Origin of the sequence: Nostoc sp. UHCC 0252, from assembly GCF_034931145.1 — a bacterium.
GTDB lineage: Bacteria > Cyanobacteriota > Cyanobacteriia > Cyanobacteriales > Nostocaceae > Nostoc.
Window position 1 is genome coordinate 1 of the sequence record NZ_JAYGHE010000119.1, and the last position, 13,042, is coordinate 13,042.

The 13,042-nt window shown below is 43.1% G+C and carries 10 protein-coding genes, 1 pseudogene and 1 riboswitch; of the genes and pseudogenes, 6 read left to right on the top strand and 5 right to left on the bottom strand.

Features of this window, described 5'->3' with window-relative positions; all coding sequences use genetic code 11:
* On the top strand, positions 1–201 hold a 201-nt coding region (locus VB732_RS33940; protein WP_323235216.1), incomplete at its 5' end, for a tetratricopeptide repeat protein.
* Between the two features lie 28 nt (positions 202–229).
* On the opposite strand, the gene VB732_RS33945 is transcribed toward VB732_RS33940, so the two are convergent.
* The 3 genes from VB732_RS33945 to dps all read right to left on the bottom strand — a co-directional run bounded on the left by VB732_RS33945 (position 230) and on the right by dps (position 2,647).
* Positions 230–667 carry a hypothetical protein gene (locus VB732_RS33945; RefSeq protein WP_323235217.1) on the bottom strand — a complete coding sequence of 146 codons (438 nt, stop codon included), beginning with the start codon at positions 665–667 and terminating at the stop codon, positions 230–232.
* Positions 668–848: 181 nt separating this feature from the next.
* Positions 849–1,565: a pirin family protein gene (locus tag VB732_RS33950; protein WP_323235218.1), complete on the bottom strand. Its 717-nt coding sequence runs from the start codon at positions 1,563–1,565 to the stop codon at positions 849–851.
* A gap of 509 nt (positions 1,566–2,074) precedes the next feature.
* Positions 2,075–2,647, bottom strand: a complete 573-nt coding sequence (gene dps / locus VB732_RS33955; RefSeq protein WP_323235219.1) for a DNA starvation/stationary phase protection protein Dps — start codon at positions 2,645–2,647, stop codon at positions 2,075–2,077.
* A gap of 168 nt (positions 2,648–2,815) precedes the next feature.
* On the opposite strand from dps, the gene VB732_RS33960 reads away from it, so the two are divergent.
* From VB732_RS33960 to VB732_RS33975, 4 genes and pseudogenes are all read left to right on the top strand, one after another.
* Positions 2,816–2,968: a hypothetical protein gene (locus VB732_RS33960; protein ID WP_323235220.1), complete on the top strand. Its 153-nt coding sequence runs from the start codon at positions 2,816–2,818 to the stop codon at positions 2,966–2,968.
* Between the two features lie 29 nt (positions 2,969–2,997).
* Positions 2,998–3,114: pseudogene (locus tag VB732_RS33965) on the top strand (Uma2 family endonuclease); the annotation flags it as partial.
* A gap of 88 nt (positions 3,115–3,202) precedes the next feature.
* Positions 3,203–3,299: riboswitch (TPP riboswitch) on the top strand.
* 7 nt (positions 3,300–3,306) lie between these two features.
* Positions 3,307–4,680, top strand: a complete 1,374-nt coding sequence (gene thiC / locus VB732_RS33970; RefSeq protein ID WP_114081781.1) for a phosphomethylpyrimidine synthase — start codon at positions 3,307–3,309, stop codon at positions 4,678–4,680.
* Between the two features lie 131 nt (positions 4,681–4,811).
* Positions 4,812–5,444 (top strand): chloramphenicol phosphotransferase CPT family protein, encoded by a 633-nt coding sequence (locus tag VB732_RS33975; RefSeq protein ID WP_323235224.1) that lies wholly within the window; start codon positions 4,812–4,814, stop codon positions 5,442–5,444.
* A 60-nt stretch (positions 5,445–5,504) separates the two neighbouring features.
* Here the strand turns inward: VB732_RS33975 and VB732_RS33980 are convergent, their stop codons facing one another.
* Positions 5,505–7,493, bottom strand: a complete 1,989-nt coding sequence (locus VB732_RS33980; RefSeq protein ID WP_323235221.1) for a S8 family serine peptidase — start codon at positions 7,491–7,493, stop codon at positions 5,505–5,507.
* 434 nt (positions 7,494–7,927) lie between these two features.
* Between VB732_RS33980 and VB732_RS33985 the strand changes: the two genes are divergently transcribed.
* A complete protein-coding gene (locus VB732_RS33985) occupies positions 7,928–8,515 on the top strand; it encodes a hypothetical protein (RefSeq protein ID WP_323235222.1) in 588 nt (195 codons plus the stop codon).
* 194 nt (positions 8,516–8,709) lie between these two features.
* Here VB732_RS33985 and VB732_RS33990 read toward each other — a convergent pair whose 3' ends face one another.
* Positions 8,710–12,714 (bottom strand): beta strand repeat-containing protein, encoded by a 4,005-nt coding sequence (locus tag VB732_RS33990; protein WP_416235803.1) that lies wholly within the window; start codon positions 12,712–12,714, stop codon positions 8,710–8,712.
* Positions 12,715–13,042: the final 328 nt, after the last annotated feature.

Here is a 13,042-nt window from a genome sequence, read left to right on the forward strand (position 1 = left end):
GAGGAACAAATCGGCAATGTCCAAGGCAAGGCGACGACGTTGTGGTGGTTAGGGCATATAGCAGAACAACAGGGCAATTACAATCAAGCACTAGATTATTTGCAACCAGCCTTGGAGATATTGCAGCGTATCCAATCTCCTGATGCTGAGAGATTAGGGCAAGTGGTGGCGAGAGTGCAAGATTTAATTCGTAATTCGTAATTCGTAAGCGATCATCGCCTATTTCGCGTTAAGTTGATTTATCCACGAGTCTTTGAACTCCATTAATGAGGCTTTGATACTCATTAAAGAGGTTCTGAACTCCATTAATGAGTCTTTGAGCTTCATTAAAGAGGCTTTGAACTCCATTAATGAGTCTTTGATACTCATTAAAGAGGTTCTGAACTCCATTAATGAGCCTTTGAGCTTCATTAAAGAGGTTCTGAGCTCCATTAATGAGTCTTTGAGCTTCATTAAAGAGGCTTTGAACTCCATTAATGAGTCTTTGATACTCGTTCAGCAGTTTTTTAGACTTGTGGCTTGGTTGTCTGAGAGTGCGATCGCCATAATTTACCCCAAGCACACCCTTCTGAGACGTTCTGCTAGCATTTCCAAGATTTTCTATGCCTTCACGGAACCCGCAAACATACTTAACTAGTAAACGTAATATTCTGAGAAAAAGGCTCATTTAGATGAGCCTTTTAAGTAACCACGCAAAATTAATTACAGTCATTGCGAGCGAAGCAAAGCAATCCCAGCCCTTGCGATTGCTTCATTTCGCTTCTTTACGAGACGCTACCGCGATCGCTGCATTCGCAATGACATTGTGTGATTAATTTTGTTTATCTACTTAACAGACAAAGGAGATATTAGCCCAAATCGAAAAGCAAGATTTCGCCGCCGATGTTGGTGCTAATTTCTAGCTGTTCTTCGCCGTTGATTTGTACACCATCGCCGGCTCTGAGTTCTTCACCATTTAAGTTAACTATGCCTTGCGCTATTTGTAACCAGGCATAACGGCCAGGTTTGACTTGATAATTAACAACATCACCTGACTCTAAAACAGATGTGTATAACTCAACATCTTGGTGAATTGTTACAGCACCATCGCGCCCATCTTTAGAGGCAATTAAGCGTAATTTGCCGCGCTTTTCTTCCAGAGGAAAAGCTTTTTGTTCATATCTTGGCGTTATTCCTTCTCTATCGGGAAGAATCCAGATTTGCAGTAAGTGTAGTGGTTCAGTTGGTGAAGGATTAAATTCGCTGTGGCTGATTCCAGTTCCAGCGCTCATAATTTGGGCATCACCAGGGCGAATTACCGAACCAGTACCCAAGCTGTCTTTATGCTCTACAGCACCTTCTAAGACATAAGTGAGGATTTCCATGTCACGATGGCTGTGGGTAGGGAATCCTGCACCGGGGGCAACGCGATCGTCGTTAATCACGCGCAGAGAGCGAAACCCCATGCGGTTCGGATCGTAAAAACTACCGAAAGAAAATGTGTGATAACTATCGAGCCAGCCAATTTTAGCGTGACCACGGGCATTGCGATCGTGAATTAAATGGGTAACTGTATTTTGAGACATAAATTCACCTCTTTGTTAATGAGTATTTATTTAGGAGCCACTCAATTTTAGATTTATCCTTCAATCTAACAATCTAAAATTGGCAGAGTTTGGAATCAAAATGGAACTAGCATATCTTTTTAGTAACCTATTGAAGAAGAATTCAGAAGTCAGAATTCAGGAGTCAGAATTAAGACGCGACGCTCGTTTCTCGCTATCGCTGCGCTATCCACCAGCGATGCACTGAGCTATTCATTGTGTCGCACAAAATTCATTCTGTTAGCGGATAGCTAAGGTTTAGCCCATTCTGGCTCCTGACTCCTGAATTCTGTTTTGATAACTTCTTCAAGTTGAAGTATTAATTTTCATAGATCACTTGTCAAAGATATTTTTGAATTTCTTGACCTACTTTTGAACTATTTCAATAGTAAAGTATATACATATAAATGAAAAGTACGCACTTAAAAGTGACGTACTTACCAAAAAGATACTACTAGATTTTAAGAAAGACTACTTTTCAAGAGAAGTGCTTATTTTACACCAGCAGGGATCTTTTGAGTTTTTGTAGTAGCCGCTTTACCATTCTCTTGCTTAATTTCTGCGATTTGCAGATGAGCTTCTAAGAACCAGAGGCGTTTGTCAATAGTGCGAGAAATTTCGGTGTAAAGATCGGCGGTATCTAGATCGTCTAAGTCATCAGTTTTAGCGATCGCATCTCTAAGATGTTTGGCATAGAAACCATAACGATCCGCTAAGGCTGTCACATGGTCTTTACCATCCAAAATATCTAAGGGATACTCTGGCAGAATTGAATTACTAGCTGCGGCGCGGGCTGTTCCGAAAGCGTATCCGCCCAAAGCTGTAATACGTTCAGCTACCATATCGACGTATCCTTCCAATTCCCCAGCCAGTTCATCAAATAATAAGTGTAACTGGTAAAAGTCAGTACCTTTAACATTCCAGTGCGCTTGCTTTGCTTGGGTTTTCAAATCCGAAGTAGCCGCTAAGGTTTGGTTAAGAAGTACCACGATTTGCACTCGCGCTTCGGCGGGAATGTCAATGCGGGTAGGGTACAAACGTGATGTAATGCTGTTGTCGGTCATGAGTCTACGTTGTTAATGCCTTTTAAATCTAACTTTACAGATATTAGTTGGTTGTGCGAAACTCTCTGACGATGGATTGTATTAACGGCTGAATGTGTTACTGTATATGCCTTATACAATTTTAGATTTTAAATTTTGGATTGAGCCTTTTTACTCAGAAAAGGTTAAATGACAAATAATATTAAATACGATGAGTTTTCTATGGTATTACTTGTTGCTGAAGTTGCTAGTAGTAATTGGCAAGATGATTATGCAATAGGACTTACGCACACCCTACGAATTCTTGGCGTTCTTGGCGTTCTTGGCGGTTCGATAAACTAAGCTTTTCGGCAATTTTTGCGTAAGTCCTATATGCAAAGAAAGTTGAAGAATACGCTTTTCTTAACATCCCAGAATATTGGATTGTAGGCTTTCGGGGGTTGGGTGGCTTGCAATTTATCGGTAATCCCAAACAACCCACCTTCACTGCGACGGGCTGCGCCTACGCCAAATTCCGAAAAAACAGCATAATTTGTTAACACCCTTGCTCCCAGACATAACGAAGGTGATACACTACATCCATGCTAGGGGTGCCTACATAACCAGGCTGAGATCACACCCTTAACACCTGAGTCTGGGTAATACCAGCGGAGGGAAGCTGTTTATTGAGGAATGACAATATGCGGACAGAATGGGTTGCTAAACGACGTGGGCAAAGTAATGTATCTCAAATGCACTACGCTCGCCAAGGTGTTATCACCGAAGAAATGCACTACGTCGCCCAACGAGAAAATCTCCCTGCCGATCTCATTCGTGATGAAGTAGCGCGGGGACGAATGATTATCCCGGCTAATATTAATCACACTAATTTAGAGCCGATGGCTATTGGCATCGCCTCTAAATGTAAGGTAAATGCTAATATCGGCGCTTCCCCCAACTCTTCTAATCTTCAGGAAGAAGTTGATAAGCTGAATCTGGCGGTGAAGTACGGTGCTGATACCGTCATGGATTTATCCACAGGCGGCGGTAATTTGGATGAAATTCGTACCGCAATCATCAAAGCTTCCCCTGTTCCCATTGGTACGGTGCCGGTTTACCAAGCTTTAGAAAGTGTCCACGGCACAATCGAAAACCTGACTGCTGATGATTTTCTCCATATCATCGAAAAGCACGCCCAGCAAGGAGTAGATTATCAAACTATCCACGCTGGGATTTTAATTGAGCATTTGCCTTTGGTGAGAAACCGTATCACAGGTATTGTCTCTCGCGGCGGCGGTATTTTGGCGCGGTGGATGCTGCATCACCATAAACAAAACCCACTTTATACTCATTTCCAAGATATTATTGAGATTTTCAAAAGATATGATGTCTCCTTCAGTTTGGGAGATTCCCTGCGTCCTGGCTGCACCCATGATGCCTCAGATGAAGCACAATTAGCTGAATTGAAAACCCTCGGACAGCTAACTCGCAAGGCCTGGGAAGATGATGTACAGGTGATGGTGGAAGGGCCTGGACACGTCCCAATGGATCAAATTGAATTCAATGTCCGTAAGCAAATGGAAGAGTGTTCTGAAGCACCTTTCTATGTTTTAGGCCCATTGGTGACAGATATTGCTCCCGGTTATGACCACATCACTTCAGCTATTGGAGCAGCAATGGCTGGATGGTACGGTACTGCAATGCTGTGTTATGTAACACCTAAAGAACATTTGGGTTTACCAAATGCTGAAGATGTTAGAAATGGGTTAATTGCTTATAAAATAGCGGCTCATGCGGCTGATATTGCTAGACATCGCCCTGGTGCAAGAGATAGAGACGATGAACTTTCTAAGGCGCGTTACAACTTTGATTGGAACCGTCAGTTTGAATTATCACTCGATCCAGAAAGAGCTAAGGAATATCACGACGAAACTTTACCAGCAGATATCTATAAAACTGCTGAGTTTTGTTCGATGTGTGGGCCTAAGTTCTGCCCAATGCAAACTAAGGTTGACGCTGATGCACTGACGGAATTAGAGAAGTTCTTGGCAAAAGAGCCTGTGACTCAAAGTTAATTGACGCAAAGATGCAAACAGAACTACTTTAATAGTTTAGTAGTTTTGTCGGGTGCGTTACATTATGCAGTAACGCACCTCTAACTGCTTTGCCGCCTATTTATTAAGAGTTGCTAAGGATGCCAGAAGCAATGGTGGAACAGACACAAAAGCTAGGACAGATCGTTATCCTGAATGGTACTCCGCGATCGGGGAAATCGAGTATTGTGGCAGTTATTCAGGAAACGTTTGATGGCGTATGGATGAACTTGGGTGTCGATAGGTTTATGCAAATGACTCCTGCACGATACCTACCTGGGATCGGTCTACGGCCAGGGGGAGAACGCCAAGACCTCGAACCCCTCGTTCCTATTCTGTACAGTGCGATGTATGAATCCATTGCCGCCCACAGCCGCTTAGGACTGAATGTCGTGGTTGATGTCGCACACCATGACGCATACGCAATTAAGCGCGGCATCCTGACCGATAGTGCCCGACGTTTAAACGGATTGCCCGTTTTGTTCGTAGGCGTTCGCTGCCCCATCGAGATAATTATGGAAAGACGACAAAACACTGGGTGGAACGTAGTAAGTGCAGCTGACTCCCCCGTGCCATCTCCGGTTCAGTTATGGCAACGTGAAGTCCACATCCCTGGCATCTACGATCTTGAAGTCGATACTTCGTTGTTAAGTCCAGGTGCGTGTGCCGAGTTGATACGCCGACACCTCGCAAATACTCCAGTACCATCGGCATTTCAACGGCTCGCTGCACTGTCTCCCAACTAAGGTTGGGTTTTGCTGTCGCTCTACCCAGCCTACAATTATCCTTAAGCCAAGCATATTGGCTTATAATCCAATTTCAATGGTAAAACTGCGAATCTTTCCGGTATCTGTGGTAGCTTTATCTGCAACTTCCAGAGTCCAGGTTCCTTGGGGACTTTTACCTTTAAAAGCAGCAAGTTTTGGGGTGTTTACCTCGTCATAAGTTGTTTTGATATTATCTGTAGCTCCGCCCTGGCGATCGTGCAGAATGATGGGAAGTATGCCTATTTGCACTGGGGGAAGGAGAGTAACTACAAGATCACCAATATAAGTATGCTCAATGTCTACATTAACTTTGATGGATTTCATTAGGCTGGTATTAGCGATCGCCAACGATAATGTTGATACTTGCAAATCATTAATTGGGATATCTTGTACTGCCTGGAATCTGCTGATGGGTGATGTTTGCGCTGGCTTGGCCAATTCTACAGCTTTAAGAGCATTCATTCGACCATAACCGTAGAAAGGACTACGACCATTGGCATCATATTTACCTCCAGCTTGATCGATGCGATCGCAAGAGCGTTTAATAATATCTCGCACTTCATCCCAACGCAGATTTGGGTTTCTGGCAATAATCAAGGCTGCTACACCAGCCGCACCTGGACAAGAACTAGATGTGCCGCCGAATTCGTTCGTATAGTTACCTCCGGCATCACCCAGATCGCGATTAACCGAATTATAGCCAACGACACCAGTGCGATCGGTTGTCCAAATTCCAGGGGTTTGAGAACTATCACCATTGTTACTGGGAAAAGCGCACCAAACCGCCTGACCAAAGTCGCTGTAAGCGCTTCTTGTACCAAAGTCATTACAAGCTGCCACAGCAATTACCTTTTGGTAACTAGCGTAGCCGTCGTTATCCACGCTTTCGTTACCATTGCCAGCCGCGAATAAAATCACACAGCCCTTACCGTTGCGCCCTTTATTGATTGCAAAGTCCATAGCGAGCCGTGTGGAATCAGGCAAAGGTACTTTTTGCTTGTGTACAGGATCGTTTGGCTCAAACCAAACCCCATCTGCTGGGCCCCAGCTACAAGAAATTACATCAGCACCATTTTGAGCCGCCCAAATAAAAGCGTCTGCTTCATCTTGTGAACCCAACGACGAAGCTAAACGAATCGGCATCAATTTTGCACCTGGCGCTACGCCTGATGCACCAAATTGACCGTTTCCACAGGCTACTCCAGCACAAGCTGTACCGTGGTTATTGTCATTTCCCGGTCTTGGATTGTCACTTTTACGTGTGACATCACGGGGGGCAACAATCTTTCCAGAAGAACGGAATTCTTCATGATCGAGATCCACGCCGTCGTCGATAATTGCAATTATCGTCCCTGTACCATCGCTTAATTTCCAAGCTGCCTCAACGTTGGCATGGGCGTTTATTACTTTACCGTTAATTGTTGTTTGCTTTAAGTGCCATTGCTGCGGGAAAACCTGACGTTGGCGTGATTCTCGCACTAGTTCAGGATGGCACAGTTCAACTGATTCTTCATTCAAAAGTCTCTCGGCAATGTCAAAGATGGCTATACCAGTATTTGCAGGTGCGTTGACAAAATAAGCATTTCGTGCGTATTCAAGTTGGCGTTTAATGGTTAAGTTGTAACGTCCTAATACCTGTTGACAGACACTTGATTCTTCTTCGTTATCGAATTTAATGAAGAGGTTTTCGGTGTAAATTATCGGTTGACTAGATACTGGATCGATGAGGACACGTCCGGCAAATTGGACTTCAGATTCTTGATTGAGAATTTCACGGGCGCGATCGCGTAAAGCGACACCTTGAACTGGAGTTTTCGCCCGCAAAATTTCTACACCCGCTTGCCGAAACCGCGTTGTTAACTCGAATTGATTAAGGATGCTACGAGCCGTGGGTGACACAGACGCGACTTCAAACGGTCTTGCACCAACAAGATGATTGCGGCTTTCGGTACGCACTACAACGTGTTCATCACTGATGGCAAGTTCATACTGTTTACCGTTTTGTCCACCATAGCGAACCTGAACCATATTTTAATCTCCTAAATGTTTTGAGAATTGGGAATTGGGAATTGGGAATTGGGAATCGGGAATTGGTAATTGGTAATTGGGACTTACTTTTAAAGCGAAGCTTTGACTCTTGCTCCCCTTCCCTAGTAGGGAAGGGGTTGAGGGTTAGGTCTGAGAGAGAGTTACACAGGGCGTTACGTTTAGTTTATAGATCCTTTTTATTTCATGTGTTATATGTGTATTACGAGATTAAAAAGATACAGCTTAAACAGAATTTAATGTCTATAAAGTTCATACAATCCTTGGATTCGCCTTTCCAGAAAAGAGGATATTCAAAGTCAGGCTGCTTTAAGGATATTCACTACCATTAGGGGCATATAACTTGCATCCCGATGAAAAATATTTGTATTACCTACCACTAAAAAACGCTATAACATCATTAGAACTTAAGAAAAATGTTTTATTTTCCGGCTGAGTATTTTCTCCAGGTGTACTCTTTACCCTTGATTTCTGAAGTGAAATTTCAAAACGACTATTTTTCTGAGTATCCTGAACAAATTCGTGTTGGCAGCGATCGCTACGGTGCGCTACGCCCAGGTACTGCTGTATCTTACACTCGTGAGTCTGGATATTATGCAATACACTATAATAATCGGCCCAAGACGATCGCACCAGAAGCAATTTTACAACTCAACGATGGTGCGATCGCAGTTTTTTCAGGCAAACCAAATCAATCAGAGCAAAATAAACTGAGTCCGATTTACACGCTGCAACCCAATGGTTCTTTAGCAGTACCAACTGGACTGGTTTTCATCCGCTTTGCTGAAGGCGTTGATGTAGAGTCTCAGCGCGAGGAAATTAATCGAGCAGGTTACGAAGTCGCACAAATCCTATCCTATGCACCTCACAGCGCTTGGTTACGTGCCCAATCAGGTAATATTGCTGATGCGATCGCTAGAATTCCTCAATTAGAAGTAATATCTAAAGTTGAGAATATCGAGCCTCAGATGCTTATGGAAAGAGGTTTAAGACTAGAGCGTTAATCCTAACTGATCTTCATATAGTTGAGTTTTTTAAGTCGTTTTGGTGTCGCAAGCGATCGCAATGTAATATTTGTACAGAAATTGCGATCGCTTACCAAAACTATTTGCATCAAGCAATAAAATGCGGGGTGCTAAAAATAGTACCCCGCAAACCGTACCATTGAGTGATGGCAGAGGGTTAATTCCGATTACGATTAAACAACCACAAAATTGTTGTTGGTTAATGACAATCCAGTAGATAATTGTGCAAATTGTCGTTGAGTAAACCCAGATGCACTGCCATCTTGGTCAAAGAACAATGCACCTGTAGCGCTATTGTAGATAAATCGCTCTTCGCTAGTGGTTGCAGATGCTCCGATGGTAAACTGACTGGTCTCAAGTGTACCTATTGATAAACCATAATCAAAATAAGACCCTAATTGAATGAGTTCATTAGTAGCATTGAAGTCATCAATAGTATTAATGCCTTCATCGTAATTAGCGAAAATAAAGGTATCAGTCCCATCGCCTCCAAAGATCAGGTTATCGCCTGCTGAACCGCTCAAATCAAATATATCGTCACCAGCGCCACCGTTGAGGGTGTTATTGCCTGTAGACCGGTTGTCGTAGAAATCAGAGTAGGAGGAGCCAGAGATGTCAAGATAATCATTGCCATCACCTCCAAGCAGTAGGTTATCGCCTGTTGAACCCCCAGCACTTAATGTATCGTCATCAGCACCACCGTTGAGGGTATTATTTCCAGATGAGCGATCGTCAAAGTTACCACCATTGATATCAAGATAATCATTGCCATCATCCCCAAAGAATAGGGTATTGCCTGTTGAATCCCCAGCATCGAATCTATCATTACCAGCGCCACCATTGAGGGTGTTCTTGCCTATGGTGGAAGAGTAAGAGGAGCCAGAGATGTCAAAATAATCATTGCCATCACCCCCAAGAAGAAGGTTATCGCCTGTTGAACCACCAGCACTTAATGTATCGTCACCAGCACCACCATTGAGGGTGTTATTTCCAGATGAACCAGAGGGGTAGGCATAGGGAACGTTGTTAGAGACATCAAGATAATCATTGCCATCACCGCCAGAGAGCAGGTTATTGCCGGTTGTTCTGTTAGCATTCAACCTATCGTCACCAGCACCACCATTGAGGGTGTTATTGCCAGATGAGCGAGAATCGTTGCTATCTGCACTGACACCAAGAGAATCATTGCCATCGCCCCCAGAGAGCAGGTTATCACCGATTGAACTGTTAACAATCAAGGTATCGTCACCAGTACCACCATCAAGCGTATCATTGCCTGCACTGCTAATCAGAGTATCATTTCCGACACCACCAATGAGAAGGTCATTTCCCGTACCACCTCTGAGAAGGTCATCACCACTCAAGCCGTCAATGATATCGTCACCTCCCTGACCATTGATGACATCATTGGAGTTGTCAAATCCTGTAATGCTGTTATCAAGGTCATTCAGGAAGGTAACAGTGTTTTTATTGAATAGGTTGGTTTGAGTGGAATCAGCATCAAACACATCAAAACTGTCAGTGATGCTGGTTTCTCCATCAAACAAGATATTGCCAATAGCTGGTTGTGAAGAAGTTGCTGGCAGATTATCCAGATTTTCTAATTTGAAATTTTCGAGAATGACTTTGTTGGAAGTGTCAATTCCAAAATTTGGGATTTGAAAAGTGATTTCTAAGTTGTTCCCATTTTGAGTTAATTGCAGATTTTCAGCAGTTAAGCCACCACCTGTAAATTGCAAGGTGTCTAAGGAGGCAATCACCGCTTCTGATGCATTTGAGCCTTTCTCCACACCACTCAAATCAGTGATAATATCAGTACCGTAGTTATAAAATTCGAAAACAAACTGATCATTGCCGACACCACCAGTTAGGGTGTCGTTATCAGCTCCACCTACCAGGATATCATTACCTACACCGCCAAAAATCGTATCATTTCCAGAATACCCGGAGAGGGTATCGTTGCCATTACTTCCAACAATGTTGTCATTGTAGGCTGTACCTGAGATATTTAATTGTTCAATATTCTTGTAGTTAACTAGATTAGTACCCGCCGTAATTGAGCCAATGTTAGTAGTGGTATTGAATGTTGAGGTGATACCCTCTGTCACATTGCTGTAATCGACGAACAACAAATCATCACCCTCACCCCCATCTATCGTATCATTACCACCATCGCCAGTGGAGAGGATATTGTTGCCATTACTTCCAACAATGTTGTCATCGTAAGCTGAACCGAAGATATTTAATTGTTCAATATTCTTGTAGGTAACTAGATTAGTGCCTGCCGTAATTGAGCCGATGTTAGTAATGGTATTGAATGTTGTTGTGATCCCCCCTGTCGCATTGCTGTAATCGACGGACAACAAATCATCACCCTCACCCCCATCTATAGTATCATTACCACCATCGCCAGTGGAGAGGGTATCGTTGCCATTACTTCCAACAATGTTGTCATTGTAGGCTGTACCTGAGATATTAAATTGTTCAATATTCTTGTAGTTAACTAGATACGTGCCTGCCGTAATTGAGCCAATGTTAGTAGTGGAATTGAATGTTGTTGTAATACCCTCTGTAGCTAACCTGTAATCAAGGAACAACAAATCGTCATCATTACCCCCATCTACTGTTTGAGTAACTAAACTTGCGGGGGCAGTATCTGGGGATGCGGGGCTTAAATAGAAGAAATCATTGCCATCGCCCCCAAAAAGAAAGTTATTGCCGGTTGAACCACTAGCATTCAATGTATCGTCACCAGTGCCACCATTAAGGGTGTTATTCCCTGATGAGGGGAAACTGGCACTCAATGGATCATCGTTATCGCCTAAGAAGAGATAATAGGCAGAGATTGAGAGAGAATCATTCCCATCGTCCCCAGAAAGTAAGTTATTGCCCGTTGAATACTCAGCACGCAAGGTATCGTTACCAGCACCACCATTGAGGGTATTATCGCCTGAAGAGGGGTCAACTCTTTGGGTATAAGGGTTACTGGTAAGATACCCAGAGACGGAGAGAGAATCATCCCCATCGCCACCAGAGAGTAGCTTGTTGCCTGTTGAAATCTCAGCATCCAATATATCGTCACCAGCACCACCGTTTAGGGTGTTATCGCCTGTTGAGTAATTAGAATTTAAGGTATCGTCGCCAGCATCACCGTTTAAGGTGTTATTGCCAGATATAGGATCGTATAAGTTAAAATTGCCTCGAAAGGATATGTAGTAACCAGAGGCACTAATATAATCATTGCCATCGCCACCAGAGAGAAAGTTATTGCCCGTTGAATAATTAGCATCTAATGCATCGTTACCAGCGCCACCGTTGAGGCTGTTATTGCCTGAAGAGTTCAGAAAGTCGTCGGGGTCATAGAAATTATTAGGCATGGCATCTCTGGTCAAAGCGAAAGAGGCAATAAGAGAATCATTGCCATCGCCTCCACAGAGCAAATTATTGCCTGCTGAATAATTAGCATTCAATGTATCGTTACCAGTGCCACCGTTGAGGGTGTTATCGCCTGTTGAAGAATCAACACTCAAGGTATCATTGCCTACACCACCAATGAGAAGGTTATCCCCAGAACCACCCCGCAGCAAGTCGTTGCCACTCTTGCCGTCAATAATGTCATCACCTCCCTGACCATTAATGACATCATCTGAGTCATCAAAGCCGTCAACAGTATTGTTCAGGTCATTAAGAAAGGTGACTGTATTTTTGTTGAAGATAGTGCTTTGGGTTGAGTTGGCATTGAAGACATCAAAGCTGTCTGTAGCGCTAGTTTGTCCATAAAACACGATATTGCCCAAGTCTACAGTAGCTCCTGTAGATGTACTGAGATTATCCAGATTTTCCAGGGCAAAGTTTTGCAGAGTAACTTTGGTAAAGAAGTAACTGGAGGAACGGTTATCCCTTTCAAAGGTGATTTCCAGATTGCTTCCATTCTGGGTAAGCAGCATATTTCTGGCAGTAAAGTTAGGATCTTCGACTCTTAGGGTATCCACTTCGGCAATGACTGCTGCTGTCGGACTTGTTCCTTGCCCTATGCCACCAAAATCCGTAATAGTAAAATCACCAGGGGAGACGAAGTAAGTGTCGTTACCACCTCCACCAATAATTGTGTCGTTGCCGCCGCCGATTAGGGTATCATTACCACTGGTATTACTAATGATATCTGCCATGATTTTCACCTGACTAAATTGATTTTTTCAGTAAATTGAATGTTCAACCTGTTGTAATTAACTGATATTTACGGGCACAAAGAAATATGCCAAAATTGACGTTTTCGGCATCCTTTATACTTATCTAACTATTCTCTTACTATCTAAGTCTTAAGCACTGTACAAATCAATCAGGGTGTATATTCATTAGAATCTTTAATTTCAGGCTTTTTTAATTATTTTTGTTCAGCATAAATAACTAAATAAGCACCAAAAACCTTCTAATTGAATGTTTCAAACCTACCCTTGATATTTGCTTTTTCGCCAGTGCTTAAGTCCTAGTAGAAGATAAAATATT